This is a genomic window from Desulfosporosinus lacus DSM 15449 (assembly GCF_900129935.1).
Classification (GTDB): domain Bacteria; phylum Bacillota; class Desulfitobacteriia; order Desulfitobacteriales; family Desulfitobacteriaceae; genus Desulfosporosinus; species Desulfosporosinus lacus.
The window spans coordinates 121,880-147,948 of the sequence record NZ_FQXJ01000009.1; the positions used below are offsets into that span (position 1 = coordinate 121,880).

Annotated in this window: 21 protein-coding genes; 1 reads left to right on the plus strand and 20 read right to left on the minus strand. The window is 43.2% G+C overall.

The features are described 5' to 3' along the window. Positions 1–181 precede the first annotated feature (181 nt). The 11 genes from BUB11_RS13800 to BUB11_RS13850 form a co-directional block, all read right to left on the minus strand. Positions 182–1,387 carry a type II secretion system F family protein gene (locus BUB11_RS13800; RefSeq protein ID WP_073030343.1) on the minus strand — a complete coding sequence of 402 codons (1,206 nt, stop codon included), beginning with the start codon at positions 1,385–1,387 and terminating at the stop codon, positions 182–184. Beyond that, positions 1,384–2,430: a type IV pilus twitching motility protein PilT gene (locus tag BUB11_RS13805; protein ID WP_073030344.1), complete on the minus strand. Its 1,047-nt coding sequence runs from the start codon at positions 2,428–2,430 to the stop codon at positions 1,384–1,386. Before BUB11_RS13805 ends, BUB11_RS13800 begins: the two co-directional genes overlap by 4 nt. A 15-nt stretch (positions 2,431–2,445) precedes the next feature. Next, complete coding sequence (locus tag BUB11_RS13810) at positions 2,446–4,143, minus strand: GspE/PulE family protein (protein ID WP_084110295.1); 1,698 nt, start codon at positions 4,141–4,143, stop codon at positions 2,446–2,448. Positions 4,144–4,147: 4 nt separating this feature from the next. Next, positions 4,148–4,558 carry a hypothetical protein gene (locus BUB11_RS13815; protein ID WP_242947548.1) on the minus strand — a complete coding sequence of 137 codons (411 nt, stop codon included), beginning with the start codon at positions 4,556–4,558 and terminating at the stop codon, positions 4,148–4,150. After that, on the minus strand, positions 4,555–5,082 hold the full coding sequence (locus tag BUB11_RS13820) for a prepilin-type N-terminal cleavage/methylation domain-containing protein (RefSeq protein WP_073030347.1): 528 nt from the start codon (positions 5,080–5,082) through the stop codon (positions 4,555–4,557). Before BUB11_RS13820 ends, BUB11_RS13815 begins: the two co-directional genes overlap by 4 nt. Continuing rightward, positions 5,069–5,491, minus strand: coding sequence for a hypothetical protein (locus tag BUB11_RS13825; RefSeq protein ID WP_242947549.1), 423 nt, complete (start codon positions 5,489–5,491; stop codon positions 5,069–5,071). Before BUB11_RS13825 ends, BUB11_RS13820 begins: the two co-directional genes overlap by 14 nt. A 65-nt stretch (positions 5,492–5,556) precedes the next feature. Next, on the minus strand, positions 5,557–5,910 hold the full coding sequence (locus BUB11_RS13830) for a competence type IV pilus major pilin ComGC (RefSeq protein ID WP_073030348.1): 354 nt from the start codon (positions 5,908–5,910) through the stop codon (positions 5,557–5,559). Positions 5,911–6,247: 337 nt separating this feature from the next. Then, complete coding sequence (gene ppcB / locus BUB11_RS13835; RefSeq protein WP_073030349.1) at positions 6,248–7,684, minus strand: phenylphosphate carboxylase subunit beta; 1,437 nt, start codon at positions 7,682–7,684, stop codon at positions 6,248–6,250. A 135-nt stretch (positions 7,685–7,819) separates the two neighbouring features. After that, positions 7,820–9,472, minus strand: a complete 1,653-nt coding sequence (locus BUB11_RS13840) for an AMP-binding protein (protein WP_073030350.1) — start codon at positions 9,470–9,472, stop codon at positions 7,820–7,822. Beyond that, positions 9,469–10,737 carry a Tm-1-like ATP-binding domain-containing protein gene (locus BUB11_RS13845; RefSeq protein WP_073030351.1) on the minus strand — a complete coding sequence of 423 codons (1,269 nt, stop codon included), beginning with the start codon at positions 10,735–10,737 and terminating at the stop codon, positions 9,469–9,471. The genes BUB11_RS13840 and BUB11_RS13845 overlap by 4 nt, the downstream gene beginning before the upstream one ends. A gap of 234 nt (positions 10,738–10,971) precedes the next feature. Further along, a complete protein-coding gene (locus BUB11_RS13850) occupies positions 10,972–13,320 on the minus strand; it encodes a XylR N-terminal domain-containing protein (RefSeq protein ID WP_073030352.1) in 2,349 nt (782 codons plus the stop codon). 366 nt (positions 13,321–13,686) lie between these two features. On the opposite strand from BUB11_RS13850, the gene BUB11_RS13855 reads away from it, so the two are divergent. Next, positions 13,687–14,931: a Tm-1-like ATP-binding domain-containing protein gene (locus BUB11_RS13855; protein ID WP_073030353.1), complete on the plus strand. Its 1,245-nt coding sequence runs from the start codon at positions 13,687–13,689 to the stop codon at positions 14,929–14,931. A gap of 350 nt (positions 14,932–15,281) precedes the next feature. On the opposite strand, the gene BUB11_RS13860 is transcribed toward BUB11_RS13855, so the two are convergent. From BUB11_RS13860 to BUB11_RS13895, 9 genes are all read right to left on the minus strand, one after another. After that, complete coding sequence (locus BUB11_RS13860; protein WP_073030354.1) at positions 15,282–15,866, minus strand: UbiX family flavin prenyltransferase; 585 nt, start codon at positions 15,864–15,866, stop codon at positions 15,282–15,284. A gap of 2 nt (positions 15,867–15,868) precedes the next feature. Next, positions 15,869–16,273, minus strand: coding sequence for a DUF120 domain-containing protein (locus tag BUB11_RS13865; RefSeq protein WP_073030355.1), 405 nt, complete (start codon positions 16,271–16,273; stop codon positions 15,869–15,871). Between the two features lie 36 nt (positions 16,274–16,309). Further along, entirely contained in the window at positions 16,310–18,076 is a 1,767-nt protein-coding gene (locus BUB11_RS13870; RefSeq protein ID WP_143187618.1) for a PEP-utilizing enzyme, read from the minus strand. A gap of 415 nt (positions 18,077–18,491) precedes the next feature. Next, positions 18,492–19,604: a hypothetical protein gene (locus BUB11_RS13875; protein ID WP_073030357.1), complete on the minus strand. Its 1,113-nt coding sequence runs from the start codon at positions 19,602–19,604 to the stop codon at positions 18,492–18,494. 108 nt (positions 19,605–19,712) lie between these two features. Further along, a complete protein-coding gene (locus BUB11_RS28795; protein WP_282434002.1) occupies positions 19,713–19,847 on the minus strand; it encodes a hypothetical protein in 135 nt (44 codons plus the stop codon). Positions 19,848–20,238: 391 nt separating this feature from the next. Further along, positions 20,239–20,754 carry a pyridoxamine 5'-phosphate oxidase family protein gene (locus BUB11_RS13880; protein ID WP_073030358.1) on the minus strand — a complete coding sequence of 172 codons (516 nt, stop codon included), beginning with the start codon at positions 20,752–20,754 and terminating at the stop codon, positions 20,239–20,241. Positions 20,755–21,016: 262 nt separating this feature from the next. Next, a complete protein-coding gene (gene fni / locus BUB11_RS13885) occupies positions 21,017–22,075 on the minus strand; it encodes a type 2 isopentenyl-diphosphate Delta-isomerase (RefSeq protein ID WP_073030359.1) in 1,059 nt (352 codons plus the stop codon). A gap of 388 nt (positions 22,076–22,463) precedes the next feature. Then, positions 22,464–23,024 carry an HD domain-containing protein gene (locus tag BUB11_RS13890; protein WP_242947550.1) on the minus strand — a complete coding sequence of 187 codons (561 nt, stop codon included), beginning with the start codon at positions 23,022–23,024 and terminating at the stop codon, positions 22,464–22,466. Between the two features lie 108 nt (positions 23,025–23,132). Then, positions 23,133–25,508, minus strand: coding sequence for a XylR N-terminal domain-containing protein (locus tag BUB11_RS13895; protein ID WP_073030361.1), 2,376 nt, complete (start codon positions 25,506–25,508; stop codon positions 23,133–23,135). Between the last annotated feature and the right edge of the window lie 561 nt (positions 25,509–26,069).

The window sequence follows — 26,069 nt, forward strand, 5'->3', positions numbered from 1 at the left end:
AAACCAAATAGGTAACATCAGACCCGACCGTTCTTGCCCCAGAATCAAACGCGCGATTCTGGGGCAAGTCGAGGAGAAGGCTCCCACCCTTGTCGGGATTGCCCAAACATACTAAACTCCAGGATATTTTTCTGACCTCAGGCCTCTGACTTCCGCCTTCTGCCTTCTGATTTCCGGTCTGTTATTCAAGATGTGAACTGAGATCAAAGACAGGAAGCATGACCCCGCCTGCAACAAGGCTGATCAGCCCAGCTAAAGCAAGAATCAAAACAGGTCCAAGCATACGCATTAAACGATCTAGGTGTTCCTCGAGTTCACGGCGAAAAATCCGTGTGACATAATGCAGCATCTGATCCAGTTGACCCGCTTCCTCGGCAATTCCTATCATTTCAGCCCCTTCCTTGGGAAAGATTCCACTCGAACGCAGCAAAGGTGCCATTCTCTTTCCCTGACGAACATTTAGTACGAGATGGTTTGTCAACGCCAGCATCTCCGGACTGCGCAACGATCCTGCTGTGAGACGCAGAGCTTCCAACAAGGGAATTCCAGCACCTAATAAGCGAGCCAACATTCTGCTGAACTGAACTAAATCCCTAAGACGATAGACCTTTCCGATGAGTGGAGCGCGACCCAGCAAATCGTCTAAACGAATTTTCCAGTGATCCGGGCTCGTAAATTTCAGAACCAGCAGACTACCGCCTACTAATCCAACAACCCCCCCTAAGAAAAGGGGAAGTTTTTGACTGCCGGCAAAAATGACTCTCGTCAAAAAGGGTAATTCAGTGGCACCTACACTTAAAAACAGTTTTTCATACATAGGAAGAACCCACACGGAAAGAACATAAAGTACCAGGATAACAGCAGTAAACAATAGCATTGGATAGGCCAGAGCAGCCTTAACCTTTTGCTGATAAACCTGTTCCTGATCTAACTCATCTGCCACTTCACTGAGAACCTTTCCGACAGTTCCCGTGTATTCCCCCGCTTTAATCATGGAGAGTACAAATGCGTTAGGGGAAGGATTCACAAGGGCTAAAGCTTCTGATAAGTCACTGCCTGATTCCACTCGCTCCTTAACGCTTTTCCATTGTTCCTGCTCAAAAGATCTTTTCTCTTCAGGGGAGATCATCATTTCCAAAGCCTGAAGTATGGGAATTCCCGCTTCCAATAAGGTAGCTAACCGACGAGCGAAACTGCTCCACTTTAAATCAGCTCTGGCCGGTAATAATACGTTCTTCCAATTCAGGGTTGCTCGAACCCATACGGGGAAGTATCCTGCCTTCCTTAAGCGGGTTTGAACCTCAGTACTCTCATCACCTGCCCATGCTCCGTGCCGTATTTTTCCATTTAAGTCGACAGCTTTCCATAGAAAATACTGCCTGCTCATCTCCTCATGCAGTCAGGGCTCTGCATCTTTTCCTGAGCCACCTCGTAAGACACCAGACCCCTTTGCACTAAATCCATAATTGCCTTATCCATAGTTTGCATTCCTAACTTGGCATTCGTTTGGATAACCGTTGGAAGCTGATGAGTTTTGCCTTCCCTTATAAGGCTGCGAACCGCTGGCGTAGCCATCATAACCTCGATAGCGGCCACTCTTCCTTGCTGATCTGCTCTAGGAAACAATTGTTGAGACATAATCCCCTGTAATACTGCCGCCAGTTGCACCCGAATTTGCTGCTGTTGGTGAGGGGGAAAAACATCAATCATCCGGTCCACCGACTGGGTGGCGTCATTTGTATGAAGGGTGCTAAAAACCAAGTGCCCAGTTTCTGCGGCTGTAACAGCGGTAGCGATAGTTTCTAAATCCCGCATTTCTCCAACCAAAATCACATCCGGATCTTGACGCAAAACAGCTCGCAGGGCATTCGTAAATGAATGGGTATCGTTACCAACCTCCCGTTGATTGACTAAACTCAGTTTATGTCTGTGCAAATATTCGATCGGATCTTCAATAGTCACGATGTGGCAAGCCCGTGTTCGATTGATATAGTCAACGAGGGATGCTAAAGTAGTTGATTTACCACTTCCGGTTGGGCCGGTCACCAGGACTAATCCTTTATGCAGTTTAGCCAGTTCAATACTTACTGGCGGAAGTCCTAACTCTTCCGGACTGGGAATGACAAAAGGAATCAAGCGAATAACTATTCCGATAGATCCTCTCTGACGAAATATATTAACCCGATAACGTCCAACCCCTGCCAAACTATAGGATAGGTCTAATTCTCCATATTCAGCAAACCGTTTGGCTTGCTTTTCATCCATCAGAGATTGGGCAAAATTATTTAAATCAGCCTGCGAAAGTTTTTCCATCTGATTTTGAACCAGTGAACCATTAATACGTAAAACCGGCGGGCTCTCCACTGTCAAATGAATGTCTGACGCCTTATTCTCTCCAGCCAAAAGCAAAAGCTCTTTTAATGAAAACATTTCTTCCGTCTCCTCTTATCCTTGTATTCCGGATGTGACACGTAATACTTCCTCCACGGTCGTAAGTCCTTGGATCACTTTAAACATCCCATCTTCAAAAACCGTAAGCATCCCGGAAACCATCGCTTGTTGTTCAATGTCTCTGGCATTTTGCATAGATAGGACGAGTTCTTTAATCTCCTGATTATACAGCAAAAATTCATGTACCCCAATCCTGCCACGAAATCCAGTTCCCAGACAATCCGGGCATCCTGCGGCACGATGCAGTTGGTCGACTGACCCCGGTAAACGGAGTACCCTTTTCTCCGCCTCAGAAACCTTATACTTAATCTTACAATCTTCACACAACCGGCGCACCAGGCGTTGAGATAATACCCCACTGACCGCTGAGGCTAAGAGATAGGGTTCTACCCCCATATCGATGAGCCGAGCTAAGGCCTCTGCTGCCGTATTAGTATGTAACGTTGATAACACTAAATGTCCGGTAAGGGAAGCGGTGATGGCGATTCTCGCTGTTTCTTCATCACGGATTTCTCCAATCATGATCACATCCGGATCTTGACGCAAGATATGTTTTAACCCCACCGGAAAGCTGAGCCCTGCGGGAAGGTTAACTTGTACCTGATTCACCCCAGACAATTGATATTCGACAGGTTCTTCAATTGAAATAATATTTTGCTCCTCAGCGTTTAATTCTCTGAGCAGGGCATAGAGGGTAGTGGTCTTGCCGCTTCCCGTTGGACCCACGACCAGTATCAAACCATTGGGACGTTTCAATAAGGCTTGTACTCCTGCCTCAACCTCTAAGCGCATTCCCAGATCATTAAGCGGACGCTGAGCCATCTCCGGGTCTAAAATTCGCACAACTATTTTTTCCCCATACACAGTAGGCATCGAGGACATTCGCAGGTCAACGCGCCGAGGACCTGCGTTAAACGTCATTCGGCCATCTTGAGGAAATCGCCGTTCAGCCACATCCATTTGAGCCATCACTTTCAGGCTGGAGACAATACTCCGAGCGGCCTTGGCCGAGAGATCATGTTTTCTAATAAGTTTACCGTCAATTCGGTAGCGCACCACAAAAGCACTTTTCCGGGGTTCCCAATGAATGTCGCTGACTCCCTGCACGACAGCCTCGTGTAACACGGAATGAACGAATTTAAGGGTTGGTGCCTCATCCTCTTGGGAATCTAACTCAGCAGTCTCGGAAAACTCGACCGACCAAACGCCTTGATTTTGCAAAACATCCTCTGCAAGGTTTGCCAGACGGGCGACGGATTGTTCTACCGTTAAACACTGTCGAATTGCAGCCTCAATTTCTTCCTTCATAGCAAATACAGGCTCAATTTCCAGCCCTGTAAACATTCTGACATCCCGGAGGGCCCGTTCATGGGTGGGATCTAACATGGCGACTCTCAAAACCCCGGAATACCGTTCAAAGGGGATAAGGGTGTAACGGCGAGCCATTTCTTCAGAAATTAGACCTGCTACAGCAGGGTCAATTGCGACCCTGGTCAATTTTACTTCCGGGATCCCCAGATATTGTCTTACAGCCTCCGATAAGCCAGCTTGGTTCAACGCACCCATACGCACAAGCGTATCCCCAATTGGTTCTCCGGCCTGCAAGGCTAATTCTAACCCGGCAGATAATCCAACTTTATCAAGAAAGCCATTAGCTAGTAGAAACTGACCAAATTCATGATTGTTTTTCATGCCCTCACCAATGCAATTCCTGATAACCCTTAATGACCCAAGTTCCATTAACTAACTCTAACCGCTCCTCAATTCTTCGAACAGCTAATCCGGAAAGTCCTTTAGACGTCACTTTATACTCCCCTCCACTAAACTCAATTAGGATATCGACCTGCCCAGTATCAAATGACAAACTCCCTTGCCGCAGTTCCGGATTAACCAGCAAATGGGCTTTAGCCCACTCAATCCCTCCCTCAGCAATGTAGAGGGCTTGTCTGCTTTGAGTTTCACGTTTTACCATGCGGTTCTCTGCATTGGCCTTTAGATAGACCTCCATCCCCAGTCCCGAAAACAAGGTTAAAAGCAAGAGAAGGAGAAGGCTCAAATAACCCGATTGATTTTGCACCATTGTTTTGGGAACCCTTCTATTAATCAAAGTACGGAGGGCATTTGTGGTGCAAGTGAATATACCCGTGGTCTGATAAGCGTTTGCCAAGTGACAATTTGCCCATCCACGTTTGCCTGTAAGAAGATTTCCCACAATCCCGGCTCCACCTCCGCACATTTCCATCCAATCATACAGCTCGCCACCGGTTGGGGCACTTCTGCATGTCTCCAATAAAGATCTTTCTGTCCATCATGATCTAAATCATCGATAAAATAGGAATCAAGCCTTGGCAGAGGGTTAGAATCATCTGCTAAGGGTAACACCTTCAATACACCGGGATCTGTCCAGCTTGCAGTTTCGGACATGCGAATTGCATCAGAGACCGTCTTTCCAGCCGTCATGACGGCATAATGTGCTTCCAAGTGATTCTTGAGAGCACGTGCTCCACGCCATTGATCCGTAAACAGCCGCATCGCCATCAGCAAGAAAATGCCGGAAATCAATAAAGCAACCAACACTTCTAAAAGGGTTAAGCCTCGTTCTGAATGATCCGTCCTCCTATTCAACCGCATAAAGGCTCTCCAACTTATATTGATAAGGGTTTCCCCGTTCCGTCCAAATGACTTCTACACTTACTTTTAATAGTTGGGGGGTGTCATGCCATTCTGAACATATTATCCAACGGAATTTCCCATCTGTTCCTTCTATCGCTCCACCTGGGATACAATTTCGGTCAGCGATATTATCTCTCCACTTATGAGCTGCCAAATGATCCATTGTTGCTTGAGCCAGATTAGCACCCTCCATAAGAGTTGTGGCCCGGCGAGATTCTGAAAGCGCCTCAACTGTCAATTCGAAAAGAACACCAAATCCTAAAGAGAAAAGAAACAGGGCAAATAATACATCAAATAAAACATATCCCTTCGCAGTGTCGAAGTTATTGCTTTTTGGGATGCTCCCTTCCCCCCTCCATGGTTTCACTCACGTTATATCCATTTCCCAATAAAAAACCATGTCATCTCTTTAAGTGAACGAAGGTTAGACCATTAATTAGCCGAGGAGTTGTTGACTCGCCCCGACGAATCAAGCTGGTAACTCTGCTCAGAGTTAAAAGGATTGCTTGGAATTTCATTAAGGTAGGGACCTTGCCAATCACTCATGCCCTTCTGAGAATATACCAAATCAGTTACACTGTGCGGATAAGTACCGACATCAATCTTGTAAAGCTGGGCGGCTCCTTCGATTCTTTGGATGTTGGCCCGATTCATTTGCAAGCGAACATGTTTGGAGGCTGAACCGTAATAAGGGGTAAATGAGGTTAGTAGAACTCCCATAAGGAAAAGGACAACCAGAACTTCCCATAAGGTGAAACCTGATAGTCGTGACTTGTTATTTCTCATCAAGGAAATTCTTCTCGGATAATTCACGCTTCTCAATTCTAAACTCACAACTTTCAACTCAATACAAGATTCCTAACACACAATTCTTCTTCTTTCTCTGTCCATTAAGAAATCCCTTCCTGACTCGACATATCTTTCTCGAAAATACTTTTAGTTACCATTTTCCCCTATTAATTCCATAGCATTACATCGATATGTACTTTTGCAATTGCAATAAGGAAAATCTGACAAAGATTCTTTAATCCTTGTCAGATTTTGTATACTTCTTGGTTTTAAGCAATAACCTGATTCTCACCCAAGTCTGTCTATAAGAACTCAGCAAACTATTGATCTTATTTTAGGCCTTATAACTAAATGCATCCTTAAACCCATACTCATTCCATTTTTCTTTGACCACTTCCAGCACTGGTTCTGATAAAGTGATATTGGTGGGTTTTTCTTTCCATTCATAGGGAATAGTGCAATCCATGATAATCCTGGAGGTAATGTCCCTGGCTCCGATGGGCAAAGAGGGATCCAAGGGGGTTGAACGAGCCCTTGAGATAATTTGGCAGCCACGCAAAGGATTCATTCTAGTCGTCATTGCCCAAAGGACACGACCCATATCATCAGCTGGAATATCCTCATCGACTACGACAATTACTTTAAATCCGTAGGATCCTGTCGTCGTAGCAATAACCGCATTGCCAACGTGATCTGAATGACCGGGATACATACATTTTACCGAGACGACGGCCATATATCTTCCGGATGACTCTGGCGGTACATAGACTGATTGGATACCGGGAACTTTCATTTGTTCTAAGTCAGACCACAATGTCGCAGTGCGGTTCATCGCCTGAATCATGTGGGTATCTGTCACAGGTCTTCCTACCGTTGTAGAATGGAAGATCATATCATTACGATAAGTGACGGCTTTGACATTAATATAGTGTCTGGGAGTAGTCCCTACGCCCGAATAGTAGCCCGTATATTCTCCGAAGGGTCCTTCTGCTCGTAATTCTTCCGGCCATAACTCACCCTCAAGAACCATTTCTGCATTCGCTGGGATGGGTAAATCGACATATTCTCCTTTTACCACTTCTACAGCAGAACCACGCAGAGCTCCAATGTAATTATACTCATCTTCTCCCGCACTAATTGTCGTACTGGAAGCCAGGAACATTAAGGGATCATACCCTATAACGACAGCTACTTGCATAGGTTTATTGAGTCCGATATATTTCTTCCGGTGTAAGTCGCCATGTTTTCCTTTGATGAACATGACTCCAACGGTATTTTTATCAAGCATTTGCATCCGGTAAGTACCCAGGTTGATCCATCCTGTCTCAGGGTCTTTAGTGATACAAGTGGCAAAGGTCCCAATATATCTGCCGCCGTCCCTTTCATAAAATTTAGGAACCGGGAATTTAAATAAATCAACGTCGTCCCCTATATCGATATTTTCCTTAACTGCTCCGGTTGCAACATACACCGGGGGAATCAGGGTCTTGCATCTGTCTACCCATGCTCTGGCCATTTGAGTTTGGGTCGTCTCTATAGGCATATTCATAGCAATTGCTAAACGTTTAGTGCTGGATAAGGCACCGACAAATACTTTGCCGCCTTTATAGTCTTTAACATTTTCAAAAAGTAAGGCCGGACCTGTTTTCTCTTCATTAACTTTGGCAATATGGGATAGTTCGAGATTCCAATCGACCTCATTTTTAATCCGCAACAGTTCCCCGTTTTTTTCTAGTTCACTGATAAAATCCCGCAAGTTCTCATTTGGCATACTATATCCCCCTTTTAATTCTTAATAAGAAGACTCTTCGTTACCGCAATTTGACCCTGCTTTACCCTTTCCCTTTAAAACCTCTCTTTGGACGGGTTCCCCTTAAATCTCCTTTGATTCACTTCACCTCCCTTTCTAACTTATCTTTTCTTCTTCCATCTTTGCTGTAATAATTTCCCGCAACCTGCTTTTGTTGACTTTAGAATCGGAAGCAAGTGGGAAAGTATCCACGATCTCTAAGTGCTCAGGAAGTTTGTATTTAGCAAGTTTCTTTTCATTGAGGAAATTGACCATTTCCTCAAAAGTCAATACCCCCTCCTTATTATTAGGGATAACAAAGGCGCAAGCCTTTTCACCCATAATCTTATCGGGCATAGCAACGATCGCTACATTAGATACCTTTGAATGGGCCATCAAAATGTTTTCTATTTCGCCGGGATAAATATTTTGCCCCCCGCGGATAATGATATCTTTCTTTCGGCCAACGATCATAATAAATCCGTCGTCGTCTATTTTAGCTAAATCTCCGGGAGAGGCCCAACCCTCGCTGTCATAAGCCTCGGCAAAGGTTTTTACCGGGTCACGGTAGTAACCGCCCGAATTCTGGGCACCACGGAAATACAATTGTCCAACTTCACCCTGTGGTAATACATTGCCATCATCATCGACGATTCTTATTTGATTGCCCGGCAAGGGTTTCCCGACGGTGGTGCGGCGCTTTTCAGCAGAATCATTGATATTAATCCCCGTAACAGAACCCGTATCTTGAGAACCATAGGTACTTATTATTGGGCCATTGAATCGCTGTTCTACTTCTTCCGCAAGTGTAGGGGAAAGATAACCTCCCGCGCTGCGTATAGCCCGAATTGAGCTTAAGTCATATTTCTCTAATGATTCTTGCATAATCATGGCCAACTGAGCAGGTACTACGCAGGGAATTGTTACTTTTTCCTTCTCAAAAAACTCCAGGGCATTTTGGGCACTGTAGTCATAGAGCAATACTATCTTGGCAGCTGCTTGGGGAGCACAGAAGTAAGTTGGAGTACCACCGGCAGCGCCAGCCGCCGGGGCAACGGCACAGAGCACATCCTTAGGGCTCAGTTTCCAGTTCCTTACATGAGTTTTAGAACTCCAAAGGCGTGCAGCTATGGAATATTCAACAACTTTAGGCACCCCGGTCGTTCCGGTAGTAGTGCTTAAGAAGCCCACATGGGTCGGATCAAATCGTCTCTTAGTCAGGTAGTCCACAGGATATTTTTCTTCTAAAGGATCATTTACAATATCTTCAAAGGAAATTACCCCTTTAGGAACATCCTCACCGATTACGATGATATTTTTAAGTAGTGGCAGTTGTTCCTTTAGTTCTTGATACATTTCATAATAGTCAAAGTTTCTATACGAGCGGGAGATAATGACAGTCGTTGCTTCAATCAAGGAAATTATTTCTTGACATTCTTTGTGACGCAAGGTGTGCATTAAGGTCATTGAAACAATTCCCGCTTTTTCACAAGCAACCCTGGCGATAAACCCTTCTACACAATTGGGCAAATGAACCACTACCCTGGCATCTTGAGGAATACCTAATTCGATAAAAGCTAAAGCAAGCCGATCGCTTTGCTTTTTTGCTTGAAGCCAGGTTAAACGAGTTCCTTTGGAATCAACCAAAGCCTCTTTATTGGGAAACTCCTTAGCGTTTCTATCCCAGAAATCCGAAAAAACTTCATTCGTCCAATACCCTTTGGCAGTAAATTCCTCTACTTCTGCTTTGCTGTACCTAACAGGAATCATTGATTAATTCCTCCTTCATAAATAGGTTCTGCTTCAAAAACAGGTTTTACCAAGTCCTTAAACGCCTTAATAACGGCCTCCCCAAACTCCGGTTCATCAATATTAGCGTCAACCTCAATCACTTCGATATGCTCAGCAGCCAGCTCTTTGAAAACTTTTACAAAAATCAAATCACTTTCCGGTTCAAAGATAGCAGTACCTGCTTTATCGAAAGAGGCCCAGCCTTTCAACGGAATCAAGAACTTTACGGGACCGCAGGCTGCATTTAGTTTTTCGGCCATTGCCCGCGCTACTACTCTTAATTCATCCGAGTTAAGACGCAAGAAAGTGCGCAAGGCATCGAGATCATACTTTTTTCGTTCGTAATAATCAGGCTTATATTTACTCCGTGGAGGAGTCATTAAATTTACAGCACAGGGCGCGATAATCTGGGGAATACCGATTTTGCCGGCAGCTTCAAGTCGTTTTTTCCCTGCCGATCTGGTTCCGCCAAAAATTTCCTCCCCTACTCCGCCAGGTGCCAAATCAATAACAGCTTTGAACATGCCCTCTCCACTCATCATCTCCTCCATAGCCTTATCGGCTACCCCGGTTGCAGAAAAGCCGATAATCTGATACCCTTCCACCTCCAAACGGTTGCGTACAAAATTGGCAGTTTCTTCACATAAGCTCAGTTGGGTCATAGCTATATAATCCTTAGGTCTTTCCTCTTTTCCCGGTACTTTCTTCTCCGATTTTTGGGTCATACCCACAATTGCGCCTGCCGCCTGATCTAAGATATCTCTTATTAAGTCGTTTAAGCCTGTAAAATCAATAACCGAGTGAAAGATAGTAATATCAGAGGTTCCAAAGTAACGGCTTGCTAACCCCTGTGAAGCGGCAACACTGCTAACCATAGATTTAGGAACACCGAAAGGTAACGTTCTCATTATGTTCGTGACTAAGAGACTGTTCGTGGCACCGCCGATCCCAATGACGCCCTGAATCTTCCCCTCAGCATAGAGTCTTTTAAGCTTGGCAGAAGCACCGGCAGTAATGATTTCGGCAAGTCGAACGCGGTTCTCTGTGGAAAAGACTGTTTCAGCCGGATTGCCAAGGGCAAAAATTTCTTCACGTGTAACGTCTGCCGGCATCCCCGGCTGTCCTCTGGTTCCTAAATCAAAAATAATTGTTCGGCAATTTCTTGCTTCGATTTGCTTTTTTAGATAATTAGTTTCGGCGGCCTTAGTATCCAAGGTACAAAGGATAGCGATTGTCTTGCTCATTAAATCCTCCTTTGAACAGTTTTTGTAATATTCTAAATCTTATGTTATCAGACAAATAATTCTATAACTATTCTCATATTGGGTAAAAATCTTGCGAATATCTTAGCTACTTTAGTCGTACGTGCTCACCCCTTGGTACCTTTCATCCTGCGGTCGCCTCTTAATAATTAGCGTCTATTCTTAGGGGTACTGCTCTGTACCCCTGTTTGTATTGTTCAAAATTCAGCGCTGCACTCAATTGATAAGTTTTAGGGCTAACTGTATCTGCAACCCCACATCGGGATCATCCATATCAATTCCCGCTATCTCCTCTATCCTCTTCAAACGGTATTTCATGGTGCTGTGATTGAGAAAACCTTCTCTTGCGGCCTTTAAGATATTGCCATTATTTCGATAATAAAGTTCCAACATGCTTACTAACTGAGCATTATGTTTCCGGTCGTAATCAATTAAGGGGCGGAGTACCCGGTTTGCAAATCTTGCGAACCTTTCCTTATTGATTTCCAACAGCGCAAACACCCCCAGACGCTCATAGGACATCATCCGGTTTTCCTGGTTCAGGCTTTTCATGATCTCCAAAGTACTGGTGGCTTGCCAGTATGATTCCTTAAATTCGTCAAAACGATGGCAGTTCCCACCTAGGGCCAACCACCAGACAGTCTCACCAGGTTGTTCGCTTAATTCTTTCTCAATTGCTTTGGCCAAGGGATTGTTCTTCTCACACACATTTAAAGCGGCTAACACAAGGATATAGCGGTTGCTGATGACAATACTCCCGGGGGATTCCCGCTGGACTGCCTCTTTCACCAATTCATAAATGCGCCGTTTGGCAGACGACCCTGGGTATGAAGCTTCTCTGCTTTCCACATCGATAATAAACACTTGATAGGTATCTGCAAATACAAACCCCAACTGGGCTGAGCGGTGATAGGCTGCCTCTTCAGATTCGTAGTTGCCTGCTATCAAATCTTCAATGAAATCTTCTCTTTGGCGCATTTCCACTGCCAAGGCTGCTTTTTGCTTCAGTAATTCAAGAGCAAAGACCCTTCCCGCCTGCTCCATGGCAATATAGTCCAACTCAAACAGCCTTTTTTCCTTTTCCAGCGCTGACACATACCCAAAAACTTCCTTACCGGCAACAATGGGCACGATTATCTGCCGCCTTCCCCCAGAGTCTGTCTCAAGAGTAACCAGACGCTTATCATTCACGAGGGCCTGCATTTCCTGTCGATACCGCGGGACTTTCATCAGATGCCCAATTGAGAGAAATCCATTTTCCAGCTCGGTATTCCCTCCGGATGCTGAAATCAGTCTGAAATTTTCATCCTCCACCCACACATGGCAGTTGATTAACTCTGCCAGTGTCCGGGCGATCGCCTCCAGTCCCTGACACTCCAGGACCAATTGGGTTAACTGGGTGTGAATATCGCTGGACTTCTTGAGCTTAGCGTGCTGAGCAGTAAGGACATTGTTAAGTTGGTTAAGCTGAAGCACTTTTTCCTGTAGTTCTTCGTCTGTTCTTTCATATACACGGGCATTTTGGATCGCTATCGCCGCTTGTGCTCCAAGAATTTGCAACAGTTCCTGATCTTCATGGTTGAAAACCCGGTTGCCCGGTTTTTTAACCACTACCATGGCACCAATCATAGACCCTTTGAAATAAAGAGGTACTCCGAGGGAATCTTCCTGTACCACAATGGCCCGTCCTGTCTTGAGCACAGGAGTAAGAAGCTCGCCGGGATCATTTGTAATCTCCGACCACACTTCCGCTTCCTCGGTCCTGTACACGAGAAATTGGCCATCTTCCATAACAAGGGCCATGCAAGAGGCCTGTGCAAAGAACATTTTCGCGGCGTACTGGATAAACCTCCTTGGCAGTTTATCCGAATCGTAATTAGTGGTGATTTCTACTGCAGCCTCGTTTAAGCCTCTCCACTGCACAACTCGCTCCCTTTCCTCGGTCACCATTTTTTGCAGGCTTTTAAGCACTGAACTAGGCCGCAAGTCTTCAATATACCTTGCCGCCTCTCTGCCCCAGGCTTCCAGCGGACGTAATTCCCATTTACAGTGTTGGTCTCCTTTGGCACCGCACATGGTCTCCACAGATACAATTTCCCGTCCCATAAACCCACTGGCATAACCGCTGGCATATCCGGATACCGTCCAACAGACTGCTTCCGTGGCTTGACCATAAAGTTTAAGATGTTGCTCTACTTCATTCGAATTATGCCATTCCCCTCGCATGAGGAAAGTCCCCTCAGCGCGGTTAAATTCTAAATGATCACATTTGACATGGGCCGAACCCTCGATGGTATGGATCATTGGCCCTGCCAACATCCACTCGGCATCAGTCTCAAAATTGAACATATTCTTTACGCTCATGACATCAGCATAACCACAACGGTACCCAAAGCGGGTAAGAACCCCCCGGGCATTGTCCTCCCCCAGTGACTCAATCAATTCCTGTCGCAGTTGTCCAAGGGCGTCTGCATTGAACAACAGCATTCGGTTGCCCCGAAAGGTCATTGTTCCCCTCTCTCTGTCGAGGGTGAGAAAATTCTCAAAATCAAACACTGGTTTCATTTGCGGCCCCCCAATATTAATTACTTTTTTTAACTCATCCATTCGTATAAACCAACGCAAATGAGAGTGGAGTGGGACTCTGGACTCAGTTCCCCTCAAGCGGGTTTGTACAAATTAATGAATTTGTTTTAAAATTTTCCCCAATTTAGGGATACTAAGGCACCCCTTGGGAAATTGACAAAATTGTCAAAGAGTTTTTCCTCACTTTAGGAATAGTAAGGCAAAACCAATCATGCTAACATTTAATTATAGTCTGAAAGTTCAGAATATACAGGCTTGTTAAGTTAAAATGTACCACTCTTCAGGTCAAAAGCCACTTTTTATAGAGGGCAAAGATTAAAAAACTTGAGAAAAGGAGTAATTATCATGAAAAATATTTTGATCGTAGCTTGTCTGGACACCAAGAGTACAGAGGTTCTTTTTTTAAAAGAAAGAATTGAAACCTTCGGAGCCAAAACAATTATCATCGATGCCGGAATCTTGGGAGAGCCCCTTTTTCCGCCGGATTTTACACGAGCGGATGTAGCGGAAATGGCTGGTACGACCCTGGAAAAGGTCAGAAAAATCCCCTCCGAAGGCCAGGCCATGGATATTCAAATCAAAGGCGCTATTGGCATAGCACAGAAACTGCACAGTGAAGGTAAGGTACATGGAATCCTGGGTATAGGAGGGGCCATGGGTACCGGCCTGGGAACAGCGGTAATGAGCTCTTTTCCTATCGGAATTCCGAAAGTTATGATTTCTACTGTGGCTGGGGTCGGTAATTTAGTAGGAGTCTTCGTCGGAACTAAGGACATTAACATGTTTCACTCGGTGGCGGATGTAGCCGGACTGAACCGGTTGACCCGAACTATTTTCTCCAATGCAGCGGGAGCGGTTGTGGGCATGGCAAATGCCGGTGTTGATAAACTTGAAAATAGAAGGCTGGTTGCCGTTTCAACCCTTGGCACTACGGAACATGCTGCCGAAAGAACAAGGGCACTGCTTGAGCTGGCCGGTTATGAATCCGTGACTTTCCACACAACAGGTGTTGGCGGTCGAAGCCTGGAGCACTCGATAATAGATGGATTGGTTGACGGAGGGGTAATAGAGTATTCTCTACATGAATATATCGATCGGATAGCAGGGGGGCTATACCAGGCTTCTGATGATCGATACGAAAACGCCGGCCTTATGTCTCTACCTCAGGTATATGTTCCCGGTTCTACTGATTTTATTGTTGAGGGGCATGGTAAGGAGAAGTACCAGGGTCGTAAAACTCATATGCATAATCAGGCCATCATGTTGTACCGAACCAGCCCGGTTGAAATGAAACAGTTGGGAGAGGAAATCGGTCAGAAGCTGAGTAGGAGCAAATCTCCGGTTACGGTTGTAATTCCAATGCGAGGCTTTAGTGTCCACGACCGAGAAGGCGGTCCACTCTGGGAACCCGAGGCACTTTTGGAGTTTGCTAAGGGCATTGAGAGTAAGGCCAATACCATGCTCAAAGTCAAGAGAGTGGATGCTCATGTTCTCGAAGAAAGATTCATTCAGGAAGCTTTGGACTCATTCCTGGAAAACGCTAAAATTGTTGACACTATGGCTGCGATTGACGTTAGATCAGCCGGATAGTGTTATCCCACAGCAAGGGTTCCTAAGAGGAGGGTTTCCTCCTCTTTTCCTGCTTTACAAAGCTTAAGCTCTGTGACAGTCTGGGCAGGAATTTGTAATTCATCCTTGACACTCCTTTCAGAATCCGGGCTATTATTTTTGAATATTTAGAACTTTCTAAAACCTTACCATATATTGAAAGAAGGTTACTATCCCCATAATAGTTAAAAAACCTATTCGAGAATTTGTACAATTTGGCTAAAATTTATTCGAGAGTGAATTTATATGGCAAGAGCCGCCTTTACGTTCAATTGAAACGCAGGGCGGCTCTTGCCATATAACTGAACAACCTTTCTCAAGGGTTGTTCTTCTTACATTGTCCGCAGTTTCTGCCGAGTTCCTCCGCCCTCCCAGCGTTTAAACAATTGGTGACTGACGTCAAATTGGTCCAGGGCCTTGCCCACAGTCTGATTGATGATATCATCGATTGTCTTAGGCATGTGGTAATAGGCGGGCATAGGCGGGAGAATGACTGCACCCATTTCCGCCACAGCCGTCAGTAACTTAAGATGTCCAATATGAAGAGGGGTCTCACGAGGGATAACTACCAGTTTCCTTCTTTCCTTCAGCACTACATCAGCCGCTCGTACCAAAAGCGAGTCGTTATAGGAATTGGCTAAAGCTGAAAGGCTCTTAATGGCACAGGGTGCTATGAGCATTCCGTCCGTTTTAAACGAACCACTGGAGATGGAAGCTCCTATGTCCCTGTTATCGTAGACATAGTCCGCTAAGTTCTCCACTTCCTTCACACTAAAATTTGTCTCCGTTTCAATAGTTCTTTTGGCGCTATCCGTCAAAACAAGATGGGATTCTATTTGGCAAGCCCCTAAAGTCTGCAACATTCGAATGCCGTAGATGGCGCCGGTGGCACCGGATATACCCACAATCAACTTCATTCTTATCCCTCCACTTCACTTTTCTTGAATGTTAAAGTAACTACATCCCCGTCTACAATGTTTAAGGTGTCTTTAATGCATACCGGCGCCACTATTTCGATTCTTCCAATCGGGTGTTTGGTTTTTCCTGGCATCACAACCGCACCTACAAGTTGATCATTGATCAAGGTCTCGTAACAGATGGCCGAGCAAGACGTTTTATTTCTCGGCTCGATGAACACCCCGCCAGTCTGACCAAAGCTCACTAAACTATCCCAATCAAGTTCAATCATATCTACATTTAAAGTGCCGGGGTAGGGTACAAACCCCAGCTTATTTAAGAATTGCTCAACCACCCAATCAAGCTGGGTAAAATATTTACCTTCCTTAAAACCACTTGAAACTGTACCCTGCAACTTTATTTCCATTCCCGAACACCTGCCTATTTAGAGTTGTATCCCTCTTCATTCCTCAATTACCTCGACAACCCCATTAGTGCCATCAATTCGAATGCGTTGACCTGTCCTAATGTGTTCAGTAACCCTAACCCCCCGAGTAATGGTACCTACCACCGCCGGAATATTATACTCCCTTGCACAAATAGCCGCATGAGCAAGCATACCTCCACTGTCTGTAACAACGCCCTTAATCTTGGAGAAGAGTGGAGTCCAGGCCGGTGTCGTAAAAGGAGCCACCAGCACATCATCCGGTTGCAGTACATCCGAGAAATCCTCATAACCCATAATAACTCTGGCAATGCCCTCGACAACCCCTGTAGCACCAGGGAATCCCTCAAACCGCCCCGCTACTCTGTCTTTAGTATTGGCATTACCACGAATTACTTCATCGGTTAACCCCCAAATCTTGATTAATAGCGGGTCATCTACTCGCCCCACCGGAATAGTACCTATAAAAGCTGGATTTTTCACTTCATGAAGATCCTGCCAGACCTGTTTTCGATTCTGAACCATAGCAGGAATCCTTAATCCATGTTCCTGAACGCCAAGAAATTTATTTAAAATAATATCAGCTAACACATCATCTAACTCAGTGACAGTTAGGAAACAGACGTCTTCAGGCGTGTCTATCATCCCAAACTTCATTAGCCGGTAACCGCATTCTTGTATAACATAACGAAGTTCTGAGTACGTCCACTGTTCGAAATAAAAGTGATGATCCTCCTTAAAAGGGTAGGTGTACTGAGCATGTTTTAAAGCCCCTAAGAAACGTGCCTTATCATTTTCGGGAATTCTGGCAACTGCAGCTTCAATAAACTTGTCCCTTTCGGCAACGATTTTCGCGTTATGCTCTTCGAAGTCAAAGCCACCTTTTTGAATATAGGTTTTAATCGTCGAAATAGCCGGATAAGGATCCTCCTTCCAAGTAGGATAGTAAACATCAAAAATAGCAACTGAGGTACGACCTCCGTACTGTTCTAAAAAATGCTCAAACTGTTCCCACCAAACTTTACCTAATTCGAACTCAGTCATTAACCGTTTAACTGTATTGGATTTTTCTGTACGCTCAACTTCATCTATAGAGCGTTTGAGATCTCCACTTACTTTTTCCGCTTGATCGAAAACATCCGTTAGATTCATTTCCTGGGCTATGGCTGCCAGCCGCCACATGGCGCGGTCTATTTCAAACATTTTTGTCTCGAAGCCCTGCAGGAAAATGCGCATATCCTTCTCTTCGATATTAAATTCCTTGCAAATTCCTTCAAAAGTCGTATAGGCAAAAATCGAGGGGTACAAATAAATAAAATGAAGTTCCCAACTGCGTTTAGAAATTTTTATGGCATCCCTAAGTATCAACAGCAATCTATCAAGAGGAAGGGAGCGTTTATTGATGCCTCTGAGATAACTTAACATGTTGGTCCATTCTTTAACTCCCTCTGCATAAAACTCCGGCCAAGTGTCCAAGGCCTTCCTTAATTTCTGCTCAAACATTGGTTTCTTGGGCTTAATTTCTTCAGGGTCTAATATAGGCAAGACTCCAGGATAAATCCTCCCATCATATAAAACATAGTCAAATCCGCGAGAGTAGGGATAAGCAATCCATTCTGCTGCTGCCTGAGTGCCACGGGGCCAGTGAAGAACCGAGGCACCCATAGGGGTACTTGGAGGATTGTTGTGTACATCGTCATGAAACCAAAGTCTGGCTTCATCATCCTTCCTGTAAGCCTTCTTAACCAGCCATTCGACCGCATGTACTTGGTTTTCACTTGTCATTTCTAAATCCACTCTCTTTTAGGATTATTTCAAGGTGATACTATTCTTCCTTTGCTACGCTTTAAACGGTATTTCATTCACTCAGATCACCTAGGACTTGATTAACTTCCCTTAAACGGGGACGGGCAACTGCATCAACAATTATGCCGTTAACCTTAAACGTTAACATCCCCTCCCTCAAGATTGTTTGCTTTAATGTTATTTGAATATTCGGAACTATTTAAATATTACCATAGACTCCGAAAAAAATACTATTCCCAAGATAGTTGAAAGGAGCTGCCCATTTTTATACAATTCGGTTAAACAAAAGAAGTATCCTTAAATTACGTTGAAAATGCTCCCCCCTGGCAGTAGGTTTTAAAATTCAGCCAGGGGAGGAGCATATAATTCATTGTTAAGCTATCCTCTTTACTAGTTAACCTTGAATCCTGACCTCCGGCTCCAGTATCGTCTCTTCCATTGGAGGAATTTCTTCGGGTCCGATAGGCGGTCCAAGTGGACTACAAGGCATCTTGAACCAGAATAAGCTGTGCCCTACTGCTAAAATAGCGACTACATGTAATGTGTAGAGCATAGAAAGAACCGAGATGTCAAAGGGTGGTACGGGAACCCCGGCAACAATAACCTTGGCTACCATAGGCGCTAAGATAACTTTAAGGAGAGGAATCCAGATAACTACCGCAATAAAGACAATTATCAGATTGTAAATACCCCGTTTGGGTTGAATATATTTGGCATTGGGGTGATAGCCAAAGATAAACGAATGAAACAATACCCAGCCGATAATTGATCCTGCTACCGCGCCAAAAGAAAAACTTGGACTTAGGAAATTAAGAGTAACTGTCCAAGAGAGGTAGCCTAAAATAACAACTGCCACTGTCAATAGGATTTGACCCAATGGCTGGCCCAGCTTATAAAAAGGATAGCTCTGCATCGAGAGACCGTTGCCAAAGATCATAATCCAGGCGATAGTCCATATCATCATCCCTAAGAGGTAGTCAGCCCCCAATAAACCCTTAGGAAAAGACGGTTGGTCAAAGGGCATTCCGTGGAAATTAATCATCGTTAACCAGAGAATCGAAGTGATAACCAGGACTATTATAAAACCGAACACTACGTTGACAGCCCCTGATTTTTGGGCAACCGGATAGGCCCCCCAAATAAACGTGTACCAGAGCGTGGTCATAAAGAGCATGGCTCCAAAATAGATACCTACTGGAAATAACGGAAAAGCCGGCCAGATATTGGTGAAGAATAAGGTCAGGAAAATCGCTAGAACCACCCAAACAACAGTCATGAGCAATCCCGTGCCTGCTTTATTCATTCCAGGCTTCCAGAATCCTTCCGGAGGTGTCACCGGCCAGCCTCTGCCATTTACTCCTAAAATAAGCAACCAGAACAGTAAAACAAAAGAAGCCGGAGCGTAGGTTAGGAAAAACATTTTTGCAGGAACGAGATACATGATTAACCACCCGATAATCATGGTTAAAACAAACAGGATCAGATTATCACGAAAGGCCTTATTCATGATTAATTAGCCCCCATTTCATAATAAATGGATTATTTCTAAATAAATAATGGCTTTCCTCAAAGTATGTTTAAATCAAGACAGGACAATACAAGACATATTCTTATTTCATTCATCACCTCCATCCTTACGGGTACCTTTACCATCACCTCCTCTGCTTTGCGGGTCCTTTTCCTGAAGCAACAATCCCGTCTTATAATCTAAAGCAAGCAAGCTTATCCCAAACCTCCGAGATTCAAACATACCAAAGGGTAATAATTATTCCGAATTATCTGAATTTTATCACACAACCCTATAATCAACACTCCCCATACTGGCTGAAAAATCACAGCCTTCTTTAGTACCATTTGGTTATACAAAAGATGAAATATTGCACTTAACTTTATATAAATTTAACCAAACTGCCCTCGCTTTTTTTAATTTAGTTATTTAGGACTATCAACTTTGTGATATCCCCGCTCAAAGCCTTCCTTTTAAGTAGATAAAACTTAAACATTGAGACATAAAATATAATAGTGGGGCTGACCTGGCTAATCAGTCGCCCCACTATTATGTATTTTGACACTCTAAAGAAATTATTGAATGTCACTATATTTTATTGACAAAAATGGTGTTGATGGTTTCAAACTAAGCATTATGTATCCAAAGTCACTTGGACTTCGGACAGCTCATAACCATCTTTAGTTTCATCAACCTTTAAATCTAACTCAATATGTTCGCCAAATTTTATAGTATTATCCGTAAATTTCAGAAACTGGGGTATTATGCAATGCCAACGGGCCTTGGAAACTCCCTTAAAGGCACTCGGATTTTGTAAAATCTGCAGAGCAAAGGGATACTTCTTGTAATAAGAAGCCAAAACGACCGCTGTCTCTTTGAGGTTTTTCACAAGGTATGCCTTCCCTTTCAGTTGAAGGCCTTGAATCCTCTTCGGATCCTGATGGTCTTCAGTAATTGCCGCCGCTGTCAGGGGATTTTCTCGCAAGTTACTGCTGTGTTTCGACGTAAGTTCTGACAAAAAATAAATGTAGAATCCACGATTGACAAAGAAAACAGGGGTAGCCCAAGGTCCGTCTTCCCCATAAGTAGAAAGGATCATGGTATTGTGGTTGGCTAAGTAGTTAAGCATTCTTTGAGCTTTCTCTGTCATAATAAACTCCTCAATATTTTATAAAGCAACCTTACTTCAAATTTCATCAATTCCGAGACTCCCACTTCCTCAAGTGGGTGTTCCTTATTCTACTTCGGTGACGATAGTCTGCTGTGGAGAGTATCGCCGAAGCCGTGGTCCCAATAGAAATGCCTACCGGCGTAGGATAGAGTATCACCGAGCGCCTTTCCCAATAGGAACACTTGGCGCGAAGGAGGTAGACTTCACCAAAGTCTCGATGTTCAGCTTTAGCTGAACAAGTTCACTCTCTAAACTGTGAGTATTTGTTGATATCAACGCCCCTTCGCAAAAGCCATTCTGCCGTAATACCCGTTATAACTACTGGCTTTTTTGACAATTCTTCCAAAGAAGCAGCCCCAACCATTAACATCGACCGGCGCAAATCTTCTATGATTCTATCAACTCGATCATTAAGGCCTTTTTCAGAGCTATTATGAAGAACCCGTAAGAAGTGACCCGCCATACCCACCAATTTAGATCCTAAAACGAGAGCACAAGTTACATCACTTTCCCCCGTAAAACCGCCGGAAGCTAAAACAGAAAAGGGCAAATCCAAACTTAAAGTTTCTATCAGACTGGCAGCAGTAGAAATACCGATGTTCTGGAATTTCCCTAAGCAGTCCTGACTAGAACGAGCAAATTCTATTTTTATAAAATCCGTTCCACCTTTACCACTAACGTCAATATAACGCACTCCAACATCATAAATTCTCTTAGCTGTCTCTCGGGACAGACCAAAGCCAACCTCTTTAACAATAACAGGTACCTTGGATAAGGTTACCACTTTTTCGATGTTGGTCAAAACCCCTCGAAAATTTCTATCCCCCTCAGTCATCGCAAGTTCCTGAGCAACATTCAAATGCAACTGAACGCCATCCGCTCCAATCATGTTGATTGCTTCTTTTACCAGGGCCGGCGGGGTTAAGGCATTAACATTAGCCAGTATAATCCCCTCAGGATTCTCTTCTCGTGCTATCTTGTAAGTATTTCTCACCCCGGGATCTTCCAAGCCGGCTGTCTGTGAGCCGACTGCCATGCCAATGCCGGCCCGTGCTGCTACCCTTGCCAGACTCTTGTTAATATACTCAACCTCAGGATGGCCGCCGGTCATTGCATTTATCAGAAGCGGAGCTTTCAACCTCTTTCCCAAAAACTCCAGAGAAGTATCAATCTGCTCAAGGTTTAAATCCGGCAGTGCTTCATAAACTAAATAAATATCAGAGAAACCATTTTTTACCGAGTAGTCCGTGGTATTTAGAGCAAATTCTATATGTTCCTTCTTGCGATGTTGCCTAGATATCTTTCATACCCCCAAAGCCCTTAATTTGTTATTCTCGTTATTCAATAAAGCTCTGTACCACCTTGGATTCCGGTCTTTTTAATAAGGAAGGCTTGGCTTGTACCAAGTCTCCAACTTTACTCTAACCTATTTACCTTTAAATTTACCATAAAATATAACTTTTTTCTTGTAGATCTTTGATTAAGGCCTTTTAAAACCATACTCATTCCATTTTTCATTGACCACTTCCGCACTGATTCTGATAAAGTGATTTTAATATTCCTAAATATTATGATAGCAAACAAGTTATTCTTTAACTATTCTTATATTAGTTAAAAATCCTTTGCAGATATTAGCTGCTTTAGTGGTAACTGCTCTTTAGTCAGAAGTGCTTCCAGGCTGAGGATTCTTAAGCCTGCCTTTCCTCCAACTCTTTGAGGGCCAAGGTTTTAGCAGTTTCTGTGAAAAACCAGCTATCCACCTTGGAAGTCAACCAAGCCATCCGCTCCTCAAAACTAACGTCTTCAAACCAGTCCAGATAAAAGATTAATCCTTCTGAGGTAAAGCGATATAGTTTATCTGCATCTTTTACAATCCGATCATTATCCGATATTGCGCTAAGTCTTGAATCATGTTTGTCAATAATATTGATTATTTCCAGTGCCTTTTGAGAATTGTAGTTGACTTCTTCCAATAAACGTTCGGCTATTTTAACCCCCTCAACTTCATGCATCCTGTTTAAATCCTTATCAACAACCCCTGCGCCAAATGCTTGAAGTTGCATCTCATCAGTTAACGCACTCCATCCTACGTCATGAAGTATGATAGCTGGTATAACCACCTCGGGATCACCTTGTTCAGTCAAAAGTATAGTTTTCGCAAATCCTTTGGAAATAGGAATATGGATTTCATTACTTCTTGTAAGTAGATATGGCAAAGCCAGTCTGTAAATATGGTCATAAATATTCAAAATCAAACCCCCTACTGCTATTTAATCGATTCAGGCGCTTTACAAAATTGCTTCGCCTCTCCAATGTTGATAAATAATTCTTTAATATCCCAATTATGCCTCCTTCATTTAAATGAATTTCAAGGCTAACTGTACCTGCAATGTGATTTCCGGATTAGTTAAATCCATATTTGAAATCTCCTGAATTCGTTTTAATCTGTATTTAATCGTTCCATCATTTACATAACCCCGCCGCGAAGCAGCCTGTATATTTTGGTTGCTTTCAAAATACAGTCTCAGGGTAGAAATAAGTTCGGAATTGTGTTTTTTATCATAATCCATGACTTGACCCAAAACCTTTCTGGCAAACCAAGTAAATCTCTCCGGTTCAATTCCGAGCATTCCGTAAATACCAAGATCACGATAATCAAAACACGTATTATCTTTATTTAAGTTCTTCATCATTTGGTTGACAGAACAGGCATTGTTATATTTTTGTCTGGTTTCCATGATAGAATTACTTTTGGCTCCGATTGTCAACCACCACTTCAGGTAAGTATATTGGTGCAAACTGGAGATAAGTTTATTTTTTATACTGGTAATCAAATTGTCGCTTCCCTTGCCTAGAATAACAACCAGCTTATTTTCATGTGACCCCAGCACTCCGTTGGGTGGTAAAACGTTCATGATTTCGTTAACACATTTACTGATCTGTCCAATTCCTGTACCCTCAAATTCAAGCACCAATATATTTAAAGGAAAGTCTAACGTCAATTCTAATTTAAAGACCCAATCTTGCACTTGTTCTTCATTCATGGTTTTACTAAATAACCATTCATCTAAAAGATTTTTCTTAAGGCGCTTTTTATTATCAATCAAGACCTTTTGCTTTAATATCTCTAAGGCAATTACAATACTGGCGTCCCTTAAAATGAGATTCTGCTCTTCGGACAATTGATTCAAGGTAAGATCAACGGTTAAAAAACCCAAGATTTCCTTGCTGGCTATTATAGGCATAATTCCGCGTTTAATCGTATTCCCATTTTTATCGACAGTCTGAAATACGGTTACTTCTTTTTTAGAATAAAAACCTTCCAACGACCTATTTTCGAAGAAATCTGCAAACAATTCTCTGGAGGAGATTTGCTGAATCTTTTCGCTGACTCTCGTTTTCGCCAAAACGCCAAATCCCTCGTCTTCAATCCAAACAGGTAAGCCTATAGCTTGCCCGATCATGGTAACAATTTTTTGCAATCCAGAGTTTTCTATTACCAGCCCAGCTAAATGGTCATGAAGATTAAACGATTTCTGTGAGGATTTTTGTTGCACTCGCAAAAATTCATTAACACGATTCAACTCTGCATTTTTTCTTTCTAATTCCTGGGATATCACCATAAACAGCCTTTTATTTTCTATAACCTTGGCTATTTGGATTCCCAATAAGGTCAAGATATTTCTGTCATACTCAGAAAAACCATGATCTGTTAATTTATTGGCAACTATAAGAGATCCTAACTGGGAACCTTTCGAAACCAGAGGAACTCCAATAAATTCATTTATCCTGCTGACAAACATAAAATCCCTAGGCAATTTTTCCCCGTGGGCAATTAACGTTGCCCCGTTATCCAGAAGGTTTGCTAAGATACCCGTGGCAGTGTCCAACTGTTTGTTAACTACCTGAGCAGCACCCAAGACATAACCATAAATATCATTCAATTTCGAGCCAGGTTCCTTAATAATTAAAAAAACCTTCTTTGCAGAAACCAATTGAGAAACATACTGGTAAAAATTCTTGGCCCTTTCATCAAAATCCAAATCCTTTGACAAATAGAGAGCAATCTCACTTAGAACCTTCCATTGGCTAAGCCTCTCTTTTTCTTGGTTCAACATATGTTGCAGACCTTTGACAATCTCATTGGGTTCTAAATCCTGTAAATGACCATCCCCTTTCCCGTCACACTTGTCCTTTGCCTTGATTTCATATTGACAATAAGGATCCCCTTTGGCGACACATTTTGTTTCGACACATACAACTTCACTGCCAAAAAATCTGCTGCAATACCCGCTGGCATAACCTGCAAGCGTCCAACAAACTGTCTCATTTGAAGAGTCAAAGGACATCAAGTACTCTTGCGCTTCGTAGGAGTTCTTCCATCTGCCCCGCATATAAAAAAGTCCGGCCTCACGATTATAATCCAGAATCTCATTGTCAACATTAATTAAGCCTTCTAAGGTATGAATTTTCGGTCCTGCTAACATCCACTCGGCTTCTAAATCCAAATTGAAAAGGGGTTTAATGCTTTGGGCATCATTATAACCACAGTGATAACCCAACCGGGTCAATATTCCCCTTGCCAAGTCGAACCCCAAAGTCTTGATCAATTCAACCTTTAGCTGTCTCAAGGCATCGGCAGGAAACATCAACATCCTTTCTCCACAAAAAGAAATCAAGCCTTCTTCAGAATCCATGATAATGCCGGGCATAGTCAGACCTTCAATACTCATCCCACTTATCCCCCTTAATTACCAATCATCAGAATATTCTAACTCTTTAAAACCAAAATATCATAATAAGTATTTAGCTTCTACTACTGATTTCGTTAAAGTTTATTGAAAACTATTAACTACTTTAGGTAAAATCCCTTTTCATAATACCTTAATACTTAGATAAACCAGCTGTGAATCAACCCTTTTAAGATCCATTTTGTATACATAGGTTAATTTCGGAAGACTATTCCTACCTTATGCATGTCGCAGTACAGGTGATTCCCAATCTAGTGCGAATCGTTTAATTCGCGAGCCGAAATATGCTTTACGGAGGTTGGGCGACTCCAAGGGCAGAGACAACAAGTTAATAGTTTTTAGATATATTACTGAATATTCTAAATATTATTGGCTTCTCTATCCCCTTGAAAAATCCTTCTGCCTCGACATATCTTTCTCAGATGTACGCTCACTTGCCACTCTTCCTTATAAATTTGAGAATAGTACTCCGATATGCACTTTTCAGTCTATCAATAGTAAAAATCTGACAAAGATTCCATGATCCCTGCCAGATTTTCATTT